Here is a 15,980-nt window from a genome sequence, read left to right as displayed (position 1 = left end):
CCCCTTTCATTTCTCTATTCAACCATAGACTCCCGATAGCAAAAAAGAAGAGGAGCGCAACCCCTCCTAAAAGAAACAAAAGTTTTCGACGAATGCTATCCATAATATTTATATTATGCTAGCCTTGAAGTTTACTAGGAAAGAATAATGTCATTTTTAACACCCCTTCCAACTCCTGAAACCATTCATTCAAGCCTTCCTTTGGATACAAAGGGAAAAAGGAGTGTATCTGAGCTTCGTCGCACTGCGGAACATATCATTAGTGGGGAGGACGATCGTCTGATTGTCATTGCGGGTCCTTGCTCGATACACGATGTCGATATCGCAATCGAATACGCCACCCGATTTAAAGAGCTTTCAAATAAAGTAAATGAACGCATTTTTCTCATTATGCGGGTCTTCTTAGAAAAACCCCGGACGCAGTTTGGATGGAAAGGCTTCCTTTATGACCCTCTTCTTGATGGAAGCTATGAAATAGAAAAAGGACTTTTTGCATCCCGAGAACTTCTTTTGAAGCTCACTGAGATGGAGATCCCCATCGCTACAGAATTTCTCGATCCCGCCTTAACCCCCTATAATGAAGATTTGGTGACATGGGGGGTGATTGGGGCTCGAACCTCTACTTCTCAGATCCATCGTCAAATGGCGTCTCACCTTCCCATGCCAATGGGCTTTAAAAATGAAACCGATGGCAATCTTGATAATGCAATATGCGGAGCCCTTGCAGCGCGCCACCCACAAGCCTCCGTAGGAATTAATGCTAAAGGACAAATTTGTTCTCTAAAAACTTCAGGAAACCCTCATACTCACCTTGTTTTGAGAGGCTCTCAAAATGCCCCTAACTATGACCACCTAGCAATTTCAGAAGCAATCCACAAACAACGCCTCTATGGACTCAACTCCCGCCTTATGATCGATTGTGCCCACGGAAACTCTCAAAAAGACCCAAAAAAGCAACAACTTGCCTTCTGCTCAATGTTGGAGCAGATTGGAGAAGGAAACCATCTTATTATGGGGATGATGCTCGAAAGCCATCTTCAAGGGGGCAACGCCCTTTCGATCACAGATCCCTGTCTTGATTGGAAAACAACAGAGGAGCTCATTCTCTGGGCTTACCAATCTCTCCCTACCCATCATCTTATTCGCTGACAAAAAAACTCCTTCCGATACAAGGGCAGTTATGAGCAATGAAAAATGATTAATAACTGGTTTCAACCCAAGCATTTTTCCTATCTGCTTGGGTTATTTATCGCCATAGGCTCTCCCGCCGTCCTTATATTTAAAGCAGGCTTCAATCAACTTGAGAAAATATTGCAATGGCATGGTGCTATAATGACCTTTGGTCTCGCTAGGCTTATTTTTGCCTGTATCTTTTTCTTTGTTGTTCAAGATGCCCCAGGTTCAAGGTTTTTTCTTCACTCGACGATTACCGACAAAAAGGAATTTTGGAAAAATATCCGACAAGTTTTCAATTCTTCCCATGTTTGGGTGATAGGAATTGCAGTGGGCCTCATAATCGGTCCTCTACTTGCATTTGAAAGTATTTAGTCCATTCCCTTTGTTAAAACTGCATACAAAACCATCACATCGATTTGCTTTTTTGTTTTAGGATTCGCAGCATCAAATATTAATATTGGCTACACACTTGTCCATGAACACAATGTTCCCCAGGTGACAGCAACAGCAGTTGCTGTCGTCAATACCTTTTATGCACTCTTTGCAACTATCAGCCAATCTCTCATTGCGGTCTTCCTTGAGTTAGGACAAAGCTTCACGGTTCCTCTGAATATACCACATGGGATTTTCAAGTCTCTCTTATCCGCCTCCCTGTATATATTGCCATTGCACTAATATTTTCTTTTTTCATCAAAGAAACCTTCTGCAATCAACGCCAGACGTACGATTAAGGGCCCTAATCAATCACGATTAGATCTGTCCAAAGCTGCTGCTTCCACTGTTTGATAACACTGTCATTCTTGTTGAGAATCTCGGCTTTGTAGGTCAAAAAACCATCGGTTTCTTTGTAATCACTGCCAAGAACAGAATAGGTGATTACACCTCGACGACGATCGATCGGATAACAGATTTTTTCTTCGGTATGGTTTTTATAGATCACACTAAGGACCAGAACAAGTTCTTCTTGAAGAGCCTCCTCGGGGAGACGCCACTCTAAAATGAGCTCCTGCCCTTTTGGTGGATTTTTCTGAAGAGGATCAGGACTTCCTACAAAAGTACTTGCAAGCTTCATGCGGTCCATAGCCTCATGCTTCACTGAAAGATAATACTTCTCGCAGCTAAAACAGAGTAGAAAAAGAAAAATCAAACATTGACTCAGGCGCATAACACTTGTAGAATTTATCTTATATGTCAAAAAGCTATCAAGAAGAAAGTGTGAATGGAATTGTCTTTTCGCCTGATCGAGGAGAAATTCTTCTGATCAAACGGAGAGATGTTCCTGTCTGGGCCCTTCCAGGAGGGGGTATTGACGCCAATGAAACACCTGAACAGGCCGTCCTTCGAGAGCTGGAAGAAGAAACAGGATACACTGTTTCTCTTGTTAGAAAGATCGCCGAGTATACGCCCCTCAACCGCTTAGCCTGCTTTACCCACTTCTTTGAGTGTCACATCACTTCAGGATCTCCCATACTCACAGCGGAAACTCAAGGGGTTTCCTTTTTTCCGTTGGAGGAGATTCCCCCTCTTCCTCCCCCATATCCTGACTGGATCTCCGATGCCTGCCAAAAAGATGCCCCAATACTCAAAAAAAAGATCCACAGCGTTACCTATCTTAACCTGTTGAAACACTTTTTTTTGCATCCTATTCTTGTCTCACGGTTCATCCTAGCTCGCCTAGGACTTCACATCAACGATTAAATTATTTTTTTAAACGAGACTAATAATCTCTTTACTGGGTATACTATTGCAAAATTAACCGCCCAAATGGGGAAATAGGAGAAAAAAAATGGCCTTACAAGATGTATTATTCACCAGTAGAATATCAAACCCAAACCCGCTTTTACAGCAAGATAACATCAAGGCTACACTGCTCGTTCTAGGTGTCGCAGCAATTGCCACTGCAGGGGTTGGTAGGAAGTTTTTTGAAATGGATAAAATGACAGCTAGTGTCGTTGCAGGATCTGGAACAATGCTTGCTGCATCTGCAGTTACCGAACGAGACGCTTTTCTTTGTATTCTAGCTACGGCTTATATCACTGGAACAGGAGTTTCAATGGTTCAAGCATTTAGAGACGGACGTTTCTACGTCAAAGTTGATCTTGCCGAGCTACTAAGACTTGCTTACGATATTTCGCAAAAGAAGTAATTCTTTTCTCGTTAGGTCCGCCTATAGCGGACCTAACTTTCTAGTGGACATGTCATCTTTTTGGGGTCCACCACTTCATCAAACTTTTCAGCCGACAAATACCCCAGTTCTAACGCCACTTCGCGAAGGGTCTTTCCTTCCTCGTGGGCTTTTTTTGCAATCTCAGCCGCCTTGTCATACCCAATCACAGGATTAAGAGCAGTAACAAGCATAAGAGAGCGCTTAACAAGGATATCAATTTGGTCCAGGTTAGCCTCTGTTCCCTTCAAGCAACGATCATAAAAGTTCTTCGTGCTGTCTCCAAGAAGTTGCATTGATTGAAGAAGGTTATAGATCATCACAGGGCGATAGACGTTAAGTTCGAAATTTCCCTGAGATCCAGCCATTCCAACTGCCATATCATTTCCCATTACCTGGATACAGATCTGAGACAGAGACTCGCATTGAGTAGGATTAACTTTCCCTGGCATAATAGAAGAACCGGGTTCATTACTGGGGATGATAAGTTCTCCAATCCCAGACCTTGGACCAGATGCCATCCAACGAATATCATTGGTAATCTTGAGAAGAGAGCCGGCAAGCATTCGGAGAGCTCCACTCATCTCTACCATTCCATCATCAGCTCCAATTGCTTCAAACTTATTTGGAGCTGTTGTGAATGTAACTCCTGTGAGCTCAGAAATCACCTCAGCAACTCTTTCAGGAAACCCCTTTGGGGTATTAAGTCCTGTTCCTACAGCTGTTCCTCCAAGAGCAATTTCTGAAAGATGGGGGATAGCATTCTCGATAGAGCGGATTCCATATTCAATCATCGCTGCATAGCCTGAAAACTCTTGGCCAAGCGTTAAGGGAACAGCATCCATCAGATGTGTGCGCCCGATTTTCACAATACCTTTGAAGGCTTCAGCTTTTTCCCTCAGTCCATTCAAAAAGATTTGAAGGTTTGGAAGAAGAAGATTTTTTGTTTTGAGGATCGCTGCGATATGGGCTGCTGTCGGAAAGGTGTCATTGGAAGACTGGGATTTATTGACATCATCGTTAGGGTGAATGGGCTGTTTAGATCCCATGACCCCCCCTGCTTTTTTGATGGCATAATTACTGACCACCTCATTGACATTCATGTTAGTCTGGGTGCCAGACCCCGTTTGCCATACAACCAACGGAAAATGCTCGTCAAGCTCACCCCTCAAGATCGCATCAACAGCATCCTTGATCATATTGCATTTGTCTTCAGGAAGGAGTCCCATCTCATTGTTAACAATTGCAGAAGCCTTTTTGACAACGGCCTGTCCATGCACCACTTCGATGGGAATCTTCTCCCCCCCTACGGGGAAGTTCTGGCGGGAACGCTCAGTTTGAGCACCCCAATACTTACCCTCAGGGACCTCAATGGTCCCCAGCGAGTCTTTTTCTTTCCTCATTCTCGCTGTATACTGCTTAAATCAATAATAATGCAAATACGAATGCAAAAAGCGAGAAAGATTCTACAATTCCAAGAGCCGCTAAACACTTACCATAAACAGCAGGCTGCTTAGCTGAGGCTTGAATTCCTGTCGCTGCACACATCCCTTGATAAATCGCAGAAAGCATAATTGCTAAGCCAATAGAAGTCCCAATTCCAATTCCATTCCATGCTGTCAAGGTGTTTGCTACAATAGCATTTTTCATAAGGAGCATAAGGACGAATCCATAAATCGCTTGTGATGAAGGAATGGCCGACATACCGATAAATTTACCGTGATTTTCATCAACACGAGCCATGACCCCATGGGATGCCATCCCAGCAATTCCACATCCAATAGCACTCCCTAAACAGGCAAGGCCAAGAACGATAGCTGGACCTATCATTGAAAAGTTCATAAGTTATTCTCCTCTAGATTTCAATAATTTTAGTGGGTTAAAAAGTCTTCCGCCTCCCTCAAAGGAATGGTGATACCATTCGATAAAATTGAGGCGAAGACCGTGAATTGTTCCTCCCATAATACTAACTGCAATATTGACAATATGGCCCATCAAGATGACGAAGAACCCTGCAGCAAAGCCGAGGCGCATCCCCATATCATTGAATGTTCCAGCCAATATCATTGCAGCTAGCCCCAGGGCATAGAGACGGAGATAGGATAATATATCTGCAAAAAGCTCAATGGGTTTACTAAGCTCAATAAGCCCTGCCCATTTGTTCTGAATGAATGCCAAAACAAGAGCCAGGGCAATCCCCCCCCAAAAGAGCTGCTGCCCTACTTCAAAAGCTTCTACTCTTGGGATAATACCCATGAAGTGAATGATTGAAGTTGCACTCAAAATTTTTGGAAAGAACATATATCCTCCAACAGAAGCGAAGATCCAGCCAAGTCCAGCCCAATGGCGCCTCGCATGGCGTAGCAAAGAAAGACTGATGTGAATTACTCCAACAAGGAGAGAAATCTCCATAAAAATACTATCTTTGAACTCATCTAAAATAATATACTTGGTGAACCCGTCTTTTTTCACTTTTGCTGCTTGTAAAAACTCCGTTCCATCATAAATGTACTCGAGATCTGGGAATTTTTGGACAGTCTCTTTCCAGATTTCGTCTCTCATAGCAATGTGATAATCAGCCTTTTTCTTGGCCATATAGTTAATAACTGAGACTTTGTTTAGTGGACTTGTTGGTGAAAGCTCGAGACCAAAGTACGACCCTGTTAGAACGCCCCAACCAATGCAGAAGGATGAAAGAACTGTAAGAAGACGCAGGGAACGCTTGCCTGTCGGGTTTATGTGCTTGAACTTCATGCGAAGGAAGAGTGCCAAAGCTAAGAAGAGCGCTCCGTACCCCGCATCAGAGATAATCATCGCAAAGAAAACAGCAAAGCCCCAAAACACCCAACTCGAAGGATCTTTATCGCTCGTTGCGGGAGTATCAAAAATATGAACGAGATCCTCACCAACTTTTCCGTAACTTTTGTTTTCCATATAAGTGGGAATTTTCTCTCCCTCTTCAATGGCTACTTCTTCAGCGTGGATTCCCAAGCCCTCTAGCAATGGAAAAAGACCGTGCAAACGGTTCTCTGGAATCCACCCTTCAATCGCAAATAGATGATCGTTTATATGGGTGGTAACGTCATCAGAAGCTCTTACCAGGTGATAATGGTTCAAGGCATGGGTCAGATGATCCTTCAAAAAATCAATATACGCCGCATCTTCTTTAAGCTCCTTAACACACTGCTCCATCTTGAGATTCGCAATCTCAAGTTCGTTTTCAAGTTGGGAGAGGGATTTTTCAAAATGCATTTCGATCATTCCCTGAAAGCTCTCCACTTGATGACTTATTGTCATGAAATATTCCATGTCATATTCCGAGCCAATAGGAACCATGACCTCATCAAGCTCAAGTGTTTTAAGCTTCGCTTTTTTTACGCAGAAAAATTGAACCAGGCGCCTTGTATCTTTTTCAATGTCTCGAATTTCTTCGAGGGAAAAGTCCCCCAAAGGTTTAATCCTTGAAATTTCAGAGGCTAGGAGCCGCTTTTCCTCTTCTAGCTTCTCGATCCATTGGGCATTCTCCACAACACTATGAGCAAGTTTCTGAGCATCGAGATCCTTTGTAAGCTCAGCCATTTTTAACACAGGTTGCTTGCGCAGAACCGCTAAGGCTGTCATAAGCTTTTGAACATTTTCAGGATAGTCAAGGGCTCTTTGCACCTTTGTAGATAAAAACTCAACAAAACCTTTCTCTTGGGCTCTTGTAAAAAAAGTATCAATGTCTTCTTTGACACCAATAAAGAGATATTTTTTTACCTTGATGATCGTCAAACTAAGGCCTCCTCTTCTTCTTTTCTTTTTTCAATCTTACCCTTAGCTACTTTTGCTTGAGCAACCGAAGCAAGCTCTTGATCTCCTAAAAAGACTTTGATCTTTTTAATATTGGCTTGAGTGCGGGGAATCAGTATTTTTTCAAAAAGATTCACCCGAATCGAAACTTCACGAAGCTCTTTCTCTAGAATTTTTTTCTTTTCTTTCACCACTTCGATTTTCTCTCTAGCAACAACAAGTAGTTTAACTTGTTCCATTGCAGAGTCGACCCATAGAGGTGATTCGAAAAGTGAGTAGTCATGAGGTTTAAAAATCACCTTTTCAAAGAAGGGGATTTCAGCCCCCGCAATGTTCTCATACCGCTTTTCAACTTCGTCTACATGAGAGGCTCCATATAAAAGATCAGAATTAGGATCGCTAAGCAAAGACTGAAATGCTTCACACGTTCCTCTTTGATCAAAAAATTCTCGAGTAAGACCTTCAATTTCATAAATGGCTTGATTCACCTCTGTCTGGAGCATCGCTTTCTTTAATTGAAGCGTTGGGAGGTATTTTTGGAGCTGCTTAAGCTTATACTGCTGATCTCTCAGCTCCATTTTGGTCAGCTTGATTTGAGCCATGCGTTCCTACTTGGGCCAATATTTGTTGATCATATCTTGCTTAATACCCACCTCATGTGGGTCGAAACATTCCGCAAGGGTTTCCCACCCTAAATTAAGAGCGTCTTCAATCGGGATATTTACCTCTAGATCCATCATCCTATCCTCAAAAAGAAAAGAATACTCAAGCAATTTTTCATCCCAACGAGAGAGACGGAATCCCATGCTCTGGCGCTCACGCGCCTTTTTCGATTCTGCGTAGAGCCGGATCTGAGCGTTAGCAATATCTCCATGGTCTTCTCGAGTTACACTTCCAATCACCTGTTGTTTAAGACGGGAAAGAGATCCAAAAGGGTCAATCCTTCCTTCATGGAGGTAGAATTGCCCCTCTGTAATGTATCCGGTGTTATCAGGAATAGGATGCGTCACATCTCCGCCAGGCATCGTTGTCACAGAAATCAGTGTAATAGATCCACTGCCATCAATATCAACTGCCTTTTCATAGCGCGAGGCCAAGTCTGAATACAAAGAGCCTGGGTATCCGCGGTTTGAGGGAACTTGGTCCATTGTAATCATGATCTCTTTAATCGAGTCTGCAAAGGCAGTCATGTCTGTCAAAAGGACAAGAACGTTCTTATCTTTTATAGCAAACTGCTCAGCACAAGCAAGAGCCATATCTGGAACGAGCAAACATTCAACAGCTGGATCGGTTGCTTTGTGAATAAACATCACTGTTTTCTCCATTGATCCTGATTTTTCTGCGTTATCAATAAAGGCTTGGTAATCATCGTACCTAAGTCCCATCCCCCCAATAATAACAATATCTGCATCGGTTTGATTTGCAATCCGCATGAGTAGCTGATTATAGGGCTCACCAGCAATCGAAAAGATCGGGATTTTTTGAGATTTTACAAGACAATTGAAAACGTCAATCATCGGAATATTTGTATTCACCATTTGATGAGGAACAATCCGCTTCACAGGATTAAATGAGGGTTGATTTACTGGAACCTTCTTTCCAATAACTTCGGGGCCATCGTCAATCGGTTCACCACTTCCATTTAGGCGGCGTCCCATAAGAGATTCCCCTGCTGTCGCCTGCATTGCATGCCCTAAAAAGCTTACACGGTCTCCAGTCGAAACTCCCCGCGGATTCTCAAATGCCTGCAGAGTGACTTTTTCTCCGTCAATGCTCAAGACTGAAGCAAGGGTTGTGTCACCAGATTTTCGATGGATTGTCCCAAGCTCTCCCATCTTTACACCTCTAGCGATGACGGTGATCAAGTTTCCTCGGATATCGATAATTCTATCGTAGATCTTGTTCATACATTATTCCCTGTAGCAGTTTCGATGCGATGCATAATCGAGTCATGAGCCTTTTGATATCCATCAGATTCAAAAGGCATAAAGTTCATATTTTTTATGTCACTTTGGAGGGTTAAGAAGAAGTTTCGTGCTTCATCATGTCCATTAAAGTTAAAGCTTGCATGAAAAACACGCTGAATAAGTTCAAAAAGAACAATCTGTCGATCAAGAGGACAGTAAGCATCCTCCTTATCGAAAGCATTTTGCTGCAGGTACGAGAAATCATACAGCTCTCCCTTTAGGTAAACCACAAGATCGTCAATTGTGATCCCTTCCTCTCCAACAACTTCCATCCGTTTTCCAATTTCATCTCCATCCTTAATAAATTGGAAGGCGGTTTGATTTTTTTTATCCCACTCTACAACTTTATTCTCAAGATCCACACTCACATCTTCGATATACTTTGACCATGAGATAAGAGGATCAATAGCTGGATAACGTCTGGCATCTGAACGAACTCGCGAAAGCCCTAAAAAGGCCCCTACTACAGCAAGTGTTGCCTGCGTCACGGGTTCTTCAAAATTTCCTCCTGCAGGAGAGACCGTTCCAGCAATCGTCAATGACCCATCTTTTCCATTCTTCAATTTGATCACACCTGATCGCTCATAAAAAGCAGCAATTCGTGAACCCAAATAAGCAGGAAAAGCTTCTTCACCCGGAATTTCCTCTAAACGCCCGGACATTTCTCGCATCGCTTGCGCCCATCGAGAGGTCGAGTCAGCAAGAAGAAGAACGTCAAGCCCCATCTGCCTATAATATTCAGCAAGCGTTGCTCCCATATAAACCGAAGCTTCCCGTGCTGCTACTGGCATCGAGGAAGTATTACAAATAATCGTTGTCCGGCTCATGAGCGATTCATTCGTATGCGGATCTGTTAGGTGGGGAAACGTCTTGAGAACTTCAACAACCTCTCCCGCTCTTTCTCCACAAGCTGTAATAATAACAATATCAACCGAAGAATATTTCGATAAGTGGTGTTGAAGTACTGTTTTCCCCGCTCCAAAAGGGCCTGGAGTGCAGAAAGTACCCCCCTTTAGGATGGGAAACTGAGTATCAATAACCCTCTCACCAGTATCCATCATTTTAGTGGCTTTGATTTTCTTTCCCTGGATGAGAGGCATTTTTACCGGCCAACGCTGTACCATGGTCAGCTCATGTTCTTTCCCTTGTTCATCCTTTACCTTCGCAACAACCTCATCAACTGTGTAAGACCCCGCATCAACAGCCCATGAAACCGTATATTTTCCCCTCATCGCAAAAGGAAGCATAATAAGATGGTGGAAGCGACCTTCCATTGTTGTACCAACAGTGTCTCCCCGTTCGAGAACATCACCAATTTTAGCAACCGGCTGATAATCCCAGTGCTTTTGCCGATCAAGTGATGGAAGATAAACGCCTCTTTGCAAGAAAAGTCCTGAAGCGTCTGCAACACGTTCCAATGGACTTTGTAAGCCATCAAAAATTGCGCTGATTAACCCAGGTCCAAGCTCTGCTTCAAGGAGATGCCCTGTAAAAGTCACCTCAGAATCCAGTTCTATTCCTAAAATATCTTCAAAGACTTGGAGCTTTGCAACATCGCCAGCAATTTCGATGACCTCTCCTTTTACGGAGATCTCACCAATTTCGACCATTGCGATCTCCCCCTGCCGCACATTTCCTTCAAATCTTACGTGAAGAAGGTTTCCAAAGGCCTTCACGACTTTTCCAGTTGCATTACTCATATCGATCCTTTCACAATTTCACTTAACATTTGGTTCCCTTGCTTTTCATTCAAGGCATATGCACCTTCAACAATTATTAACTGCACCAAGTAGCTCAAGAGGTAATCTGCAGAAAAAGGAGCATCTTGCACCTCGTCACCAACTCGGCTAAACCGATAGTTTGCCATGACATCATACTGCATTTTTGGTTTTCCATGCGCATCTTTTAGTTTCTCCCCGAGATCAGCGTATTCAAAAGGAAACTCGAAAAAGGGTGCATCTTTTTGAGCTAATACTTGAGCAACAAGGGGGTCATGAAAGTCCTCATGCTGTAGCTCTATTCCTGGTTCTAGTCCCAATTTCTTTGCTCGATACCCTGCAAGAAGAACTCTCCACTCATGTTCGAAGCGAAAATAACCTTTCAGGAAACCCCGGTATTTTTTTTCCATCTCTTTAAAGTAAGCGATAAGTACCTTTGAAAAGTGGCGCAGCTGCTCCTGAACTGATTCAGTCTCTTCCAGGTGTTCAAAAACATACTGGGGAAGTCCCGATTGATTTACAATCGCTTCGTCGAGTTCCTTCTCATTTAGATTTCCTCTATGATCAATAGCCTCTTTCTTAAGCAGAGACTGGACATTTTTGATATCGATATAGGTCAAAATTGCTTTAGCCTTTTCAAGATCATCAGCGCCCATGTTGTCCCTAAAAAGAGTCATCAAATCTTCAAAAATAATCCCAGGCTTATTTCCTACTTTGAGAGGAGGAAGAACGCTTCCTAAAAAGAAATACTTACCCATATGCAAAGATTACCGAACGGAAGTCATCCCTAACAAAGCTTGCCAAGAGGCTTTTCAAAGCATCATCAGACATATCGATTGTAAGATTTTGGTTAACAATTTTGACTTGAGCTCCTCCTTCTATCTCCCCTATTTCAACACTCTTTGACTCAAGTTGTTCCACAATACCTTTAGAAAGCTCTTTATTCACCGCTTCCGCATTTACTGCCTTGGAAACAATAGCTCGAAGATCTCCATTAATACCCTCTTTATCAATCCCTTTGATGATAGCTGTGATGAGTTCAGCAACAACCTTTGGATCCTTCATTCTCTCACCTACAAAATCCCTAAGCTGTGGATTAAACAGGTTTTTCTCTATCTCTTGCTTTAGAGTATCAATGCTCTTTTTGCATGCAAGGTTGATAGACGCTTGGAAAACATTGCGCTCTTCTTCAATTTTCTTTTTTGCATCATCGAGAAGGCGTGTTGCCTCTTGCTTTGCATTGGTCACAATCTTTTCACTTTCATCTCGCGCTTTGGCAATAATTTGGTCCCCTTCTTTCTTGGCAGGGTCGATGGTTTCCTTTCGCAGAACTTCGCAGATCTTTTTGACTTTTTCTTTACCAGTATCGACAGATTTCATCATGTACCTCACGTTGCATATGGAGAACATAGACAAAAAAGATTAAATTTTCAAGACATAAGGGTTTTTAAGACACTAAAGACAGAAGGAGAAGACACCAATCCAACATGACCAACACCGTCAATTTCCACTCCATTACTTGCAAAAGAAGGCTCTGGCATATGAATGTCGTCAAGCCCACGAATCTCCCAAAGCACCTCTTTCATCGAATCGGATAAGTGATTCCACTCACTTTTTAAAGTCATTGAACCAATCCGTATCACTCTGTTAACTTCAGGGCGCCATTCGCTCCAGGCCTGAGTTTGGTAGCAATAGCCCTCGTGGATTTTATACGAGCCACTAGGAAGTGCTGAATAGAGAGCTTCCTCTGCTCCCAAGGAATACCCCAATAAGTCAACCTTAACGCCATATCCGTATAGACTTTGAATTTCAGCAATTTTCCGATCGATAATTTCTCGGTTTTTCTCTGTGAGCTCTCCTGCGCAGAGGTTGACAGTAAAAAGAGGACCGATCCTATGCCTTTCAAAATATTTTCCCATCTTTAGGAACATTCCCTGATTTCCATTTTTTCCATGGAGAGCAAGAATAGGTATTCTATCCCTTTGCCATCCTTTGAGCAATGTTGGGTTCATACCACAACGATGAAATTCCGCCTCTTTCCCAATAGAGAGTGCATTCCCAGCTTCAATAGCTTCACGAGGCTCCCAGAGAAGGGCTCCAACCACATTCGCAGTCCAAAACCACTCCATACGGCGCAGAAATTGCACAGAAGTTGCAACAACATGCTTATACAAATGGTATGGACTTACGTAGCTTTCCAAAACAGGATAGCCACTAAATCCTGTGGGTTCTCTCAAACATAGATCTTTAGGTGTCATAACGGAGAGGATGGTATGATTTATGGAGGATTTTTAAAAGGATAAAAAAACTCTTGGCGATAAAGAATATTTTCGGCAATATTGGTAATCTTAATAATATTTAGATGGTGTATGCTTAATGAAAAGAGTCTTTGCGGTCCTCATGGCCCTATCTGTTACACTTTTGAATACTCCTGCCTACGCTAATGATAAAGCGTTTTCTGAGTGTGAGTATGGTGTCAATAATGGATATGAAAAATGTGAGCCTCTGGGACACGGTTCATCCAAAGCATCACATTCTGCAGTCAGTGCATCGATGGTTGGTTGGGGACTTGGGCTTGCCATAGCAATCGCCATTGTTGCCGGTGTGATCCATCAAAGTGCCGCAGCCCATGGCGGCAGCAATGGAACTTCTAATAACTCATCATCATGAGATGGCTGTTAATTTTCCTTCTTCCCCTTACACTATTTGCTTTCGAACCCTTTTTTACTGTTATTGACCCTCCCAAAGGGTGGCTTTTCACTGACCCCTCAAAATATGAAGATGGGGTCAAGGTGGTTTTCATTGCCTCCGACAAGAAAATGTTTACCCCATCACTTACCCTTACAGTTGAATATGTTGGAAATGCTTCTATTGCGCAGTACATCAAAGCACTAGAAAAAATCTACCGAAGAGATGACTTCCAAGAACTTGGAACTTTTAAAACTTCAACTGGAGCAGCCCATCTTTTTCAGATCGACAGGAAAAATCAATGGGGAACCATTCGAATCCTTCAAGCTATCACACTGCATGAAGGCTTTGCTCTTATTCAAACAGGTGCATGCCTTAAGAAAGAATTTCTACAAGTTCATGAAACCTATTTAAACGCATTTAAATCACTCCGAACAACACCGTCTATTTTAACCTCCTGCAAAGACCCCTCTCTTGAAAAGCGACTTGAAGAAATAACAAAATGTTGGAGAAAACTCTGTCTCACTTCCAAAGACGATAAAGAATCCCTTTTTACCTCCTCATTTTTTCAAAATAACCACTGGAAACCATTTGTAAATTATATAGAAAGCGCGTTAGAATCTGAGGGCATATGCTGGCAGTTCCTTGCCGTCAAACACGTTCAAGAAATCTTATTATCGGAGAATGCACTATGAAAAAATTCCTTCTAATCCTTGCCGCAGCGACAACTCCTCTCCTTGCAACAACCCCACCTGTTGAGAGCACCGATACCGAAACTCCCCCAGATCTTTCTTCTCCTGTATACGCAGCTCCCAATGCTCCTTTTCGAGACCTCACTGAAAAGCCCGAGGTTTCTAATACCAAGAAGGCCGCCTTTGCTGTTGTTGGAACAATTGCCGCAATTACAATTGGGCTTCTCGTAAGTGGCTCCAACACCGGAAAACATATAAAATCTACTGAGCTCCTCGATAAAAAGGCTTCATGAAGTACTTACTCCCTCTTTTTCTCCTTATACTGTCTGGCTGCCATAGAGATGGATGGCAGCACACTTCAATTCAGAATGGGAATGCTCATTACGACATGGCTAAACTCTCTCACCCATCCGTATTATCAACCGATGGTCTAGAACTGGAACTTAACCGCTATGGAAAGGAAATCCATGGGTATGTCAACGTCCACACTTTTGAGCTCCCAATTTTCGAGGAAGATATCCACTCTACTACTCTTACGATCTCCACCAATTGTGCTTCGGAAACCTTTGTCATTCCTCTCCTTGAAGGAAGGCAACGAGCTCGACTCTCTGACACATGTCTGGATTACCTTCTTCAAACCCTAGAACTTAAATCCTCTGTTATCCTCACCTCTGGTCATTTTTCTGAAACCCTTGACACATCCAATTTTAGGCGACATTATGATGCCCTCCTCCGAACACCAAATTGTATTCGTCCCCAAAACATGATCAACTTTGAACTTTATTAATTTTCTGTTATAAAGATAAAAAACGCACAGAGGTTGATATATGAACAAATTCGAAGGCTTAAAAGAGCATACTGTTATCGTTGCAGACACCGGTGAAATTGATGAGATAAAAAAATACCGCCCCACAGATGCAACAACGAACCCTTCTCTGATTCTAAAAGCCTCAGAAATTGAAGAATATAGGCCCCTTATCGAAGAGGCGATTCAGTATGGAAAATCTAAAGGAGGACAAAACCCTCTTGAGCTGATTATCACCAAAGTCTTTGTAAACTTTGGTGCTGAAATTCTCAAGCATATCCCAGGTAGAGTTTCGACAGAAGTCGATGCGCGTCTTTCTTTTGACGTGGAAGGGAGCTTAAAAAAAGCTCACGAATATATTGCCCTCTATAAAGAAGCGGGAATTGAGAAAGAACGTATCCTTATCAAGCTCGCCTCGACATGGGAAGGGGTCCTTGCCGCCTCTCAGCTAGAAAAAGAAGGGATCCATTGCAATATGACCCTCATGTTTGGCCTGGGACAAGCTCTCGCATGTGCTGAAGCTGGAGCCACTCTCATCTCACCATTTGTTGGAAGAATCCTCGACTGGTATAAAAAAGCTGAAGGAAAAGAATCCTATCCAGCTGATGAAGATCCCGGGGTTCTTTCAGTCACCTCTATCTTCAATTATTACAAAAAGTTTGGCTATAATACGCAAATCATGGGGGCATCCTTCCGCAATGTCGACGAAGTTCTTGAACTTGCCGGATCCGACCTTCTTACGATTGCTCCAAAGCTTCTCAAGGAACTCACCGAATCAGAAGGAACTGTCCCTAAAAAGCTCTGCGCAGACAAAGCCTCTAAAGCTGATCTTAAAAAAATCCATGTCGATGAAAAGACCTTCCGCTGGATGCTTAATGACGAAGCAATGGCCACAGAAAAACTTGCTGAAGGAATTCGCAACTTTGCAAAGGATACAGTTAAGCTCGAAAAGCTTATCCAGTCTATGCTTTAGTCTTT

Annotated in this window: 19 protein-coding genes; 9 read left to right on the top strand and 10 right to left on the bottom strand. The window is 42.7% G+C overall.

Going from position 1 to position 15,980, the window contains the following annotated elements; genetic code table 11:
- The first annotated feature begins 147 nt into the window (after window positions 1–147).
- A complete protein-coding gene (locus tag R2I63_RS08985; protein ID WP_316356966.1) occupies window positions 148–1,149 on the top strand; it encodes a 3-deoxy-7-phosphoheptulonate synthase in 1,002 nt (333 codons plus the stop codon).
- Window positions 1,150–1,194: 45 nt separating this feature from the next.
- Window positions 1,195–1,548, top strand: coding sequence for a hypothetical protein (locus R2I63_RS08980; RefSeq protein WP_316356964.1), 354 nt, complete (start codon window positions 1,195–1,197; stop codon window positions 1,546–1,548).
- Between the two features lie 364 nt (window positions 1,549–1,912).
- Here the strand turns inward: R2I63_RS08980 and R2I63_RS08975 are convergent, their stop codons facing one another.
- Entirely contained in the window at window positions 1,913–2,248 is a 336-nt protein-coding gene (locus tag R2I63_RS08975) for a hypothetical protein (protein ID WP_316356962.1), read from the bottom strand.
- A 116-nt stretch (window positions 2,249–2,364) separates the two neighbouring features.
- Between R2I63_RS08975 and R2I63_RS08970 the strand changes: the two genes are divergently transcribed.
- Both R2I63_RS08970 and R2I63_RS08965 read left to right on the top strand, forming a co-directional pair.
- The gene (locus R2I63_RS08970; RefSeq protein ID WP_316356960.1) at window positions 2,365–2,874 is read left to right on the top strand and encodes an NUDIX hydrolase; all 510 of its coding nucleotides are present in this window, start codon (window positions 2,365–2,367) and stop codon (window positions 2,872–2,874) included.
- Between the two features lie 88 nt (window positions 2,875–2,962).
- On the top strand, window positions 2,963–3,322 hold the full coding sequence (locus R2I63_RS08965; RefSeq protein ID WP_316356958.1) for a hypothetical protein: 360 nt from the start codon (window positions 2,963–2,965) through the stop codon (window positions 3,320–3,322).
- A 32-nt stretch (window positions 3,323–3,354) separates the two neighbouring features.
- On the opposite strand, the gene fumC is transcribed toward R2I63_RS08965, so the two are convergent.
- The 9 genes from fumC to R2I63_RS08920 are packed head-to-tail and all read right to left on the bottom strand — an operon-like array spanning window position 3,355 to window position 13,075.
- Window positions 3,355–4,743, bottom strand: a complete 1,389-nt coding sequence (gene fumC / locus R2I63_RS08960) for a class II fumarate hydratase (protein ID WP_316356956.1) — start codon at window positions 4,741–4,743, stop codon at window positions 3,355–3,357.
- A gap of 16 nt (window positions 4,744–4,759) precedes the next feature.
- Window positions 4,760–5,182 carry an ATP synthase subunit C gene (locus tag R2I63_RS08955; RefSeq protein WP_316356953.1) on the bottom strand — a complete coding sequence of 141 codons (423 nt, stop codon included), beginning with the start codon at window positions 5,180–5,182 and terminating at the stop codon, window positions 4,760–4,762.
- A 3-nt stretch (window positions 5,183–5,185) separates the two neighbouring features.
- Window positions 5,186–7,114: a V-type ATP synthase subunit I gene (locus R2I63_RS08950; protein ID WP_316356951.1), complete on the bottom strand. Its 1,929-nt coding sequence runs from the start codon at window positions 7,112–7,114 to the stop codon at window positions 5,186–5,188.
- Complete coding sequence (locus R2I63_RS08945) at window positions 7,111–7,734, bottom strand: V-type ATP synthase subunit D (RefSeq protein ID WP_316356949.1); 624 nt, start codon at window positions 7,732–7,734, stop codon at window positions 7,111–7,113. The genes R2I63_RS08950 and R2I63_RS08945 overlap by 4 nt, the downstream gene beginning before the upstream one ends.
- A gap of 6 nt (window positions 7,735–7,740) precedes the next feature.
- Window positions 7,741–9,039, bottom strand: coding sequence for a V-type ATP synthase subunit B (locus R2I63_RS08940; RefSeq protein ID WP_316356946.1), 1,299 nt, complete (start codon window positions 9,037–9,039; stop codon window positions 7,741–7,743).
- Entirely contained in the window at window positions 9,036–10,799 is a 1,764-nt protein-coding gene (locus R2I63_RS08935; protein WP_316356943.1) for a V-type ATP synthase subunit A, read from the bottom strand. Before R2I63_RS08935 ends, R2I63_RS08940 begins: the two co-directional genes overlap by 4 nt.
- The gene (locus tag R2I63_RS08930) at window positions 10,796–11,575 is read right to left on the bottom strand and encodes a DUF2764 family protein (protein ID WP_316356941.1); all 780 of its coding nucleotides are present in this window, start codon (window positions 11,573–11,575) and stop codon (window positions 10,796–10,798) included. The genes R2I63_RS08935 and R2I63_RS08930 overlap by 4 nt, the downstream gene beginning before the upstream one ends.
- Entirely contained in the window at window positions 11,568–12,200 is a 633-nt protein-coding gene (locus tag R2I63_RS08925) for a V-type ATP synthase subunit E (RefSeq protein ID WP_316356939.1), read from the bottom strand. The genes R2I63_RS08930 and R2I63_RS08925 overlap by 8 nt, the downstream gene beginning before the upstream one ends.
- A gap of 47 nt (window positions 12,201–12,247) precedes the next feature.
- Window positions 12,248–13,075, bottom strand: coding sequence for a hypothetical protein (locus R2I63_RS08920; protein ID WP_316356938.1), 828 nt, complete (start codon window positions 13,073–13,075; stop codon window positions 12,248–12,250).
- 118 nt (window positions 13,076–13,193) lie between these two features.
- Here R2I63_RS08920 and R2I63_RS08915 point away from each other — a divergent pair, with 118 nt between their 5' ends.
- From R2I63_RS08915 to tal, 5 genes are read left to right on the top strand one after another with little or no spacing between them, the layout of a single operon-like run.
- Window positions 13,194–13,487: a hypothetical protein gene (locus R2I63_RS08915; RefSeq protein ID WP_316356936.1), complete on the top strand. Its 294-nt coding sequence runs from the start codon at window positions 13,194–13,196 to the stop codon at window positions 13,485–13,487.
- Window positions 13,484–14,200, top strand: a complete 717-nt coding sequence (locus R2I63_RS08910; RefSeq protein ID WP_316356934.1) for a hypothetical protein — start codon at window positions 13,484–13,486, stop codon at window positions 14,198–14,200. The genes R2I63_RS08915 and R2I63_RS08910 overlap by 4 nt, the downstream gene beginning before the upstream one ends.
- On the top strand, window positions 14,197–14,490 hold the full coding sequence (locus R2I63_RS08905) for a hypothetical protein (RefSeq protein ID WP_316356932.1): 294 nt from the start codon (window positions 14,197–14,199) through the stop codon (window positions 14,488–14,490). Before R2I63_RS08910 ends, R2I63_RS08905 begins: the two co-directional genes overlap by 4 nt.
- Window positions 14,487–14,984 (top strand): hypothetical protein, encoded by a 498-nt coding sequence (locus tag R2I63_RS08900; RefSeq protein WP_316356931.1) that lies wholly within the window; start codon window positions 14,487–14,489, stop codon window positions 14,982–14,984. Before R2I63_RS08905 ends, R2I63_RS08900 begins: the two co-directional genes overlap by 4 nt.
- 40 nt (window positions 14,985–15,024) lie before the next feature.
- Window positions 15,025–15,975 carry a transaldolase gene (gene tal / locus R2I63_RS08895; protein WP_316356929.1) on the top strand — a complete coding sequence of 317 codons (951 nt, stop codon included), beginning with the start codon at window positions 15,025–15,027 and terminating at the stop codon, window positions 15,973–15,975.
- Window positions 15,976–15,980 lie beyond the last annotated feature (5 nt).

The sequence above is a fragment of the Candidatus Neptunochlamydia sp. REUL1 genome (genome assembly GCF_963457595.1).
Classification (GTDB): Bacteria; Chlamydiota; Chlamydiia; order Chlamydiales; family Simkaniaceae; genus Neptunichlamydia.
The sequence above is the reverse complement of the archived record's forward strand: the minus strand, read 5'-3'. Positions and strand labels throughout refer to the sequence as shown.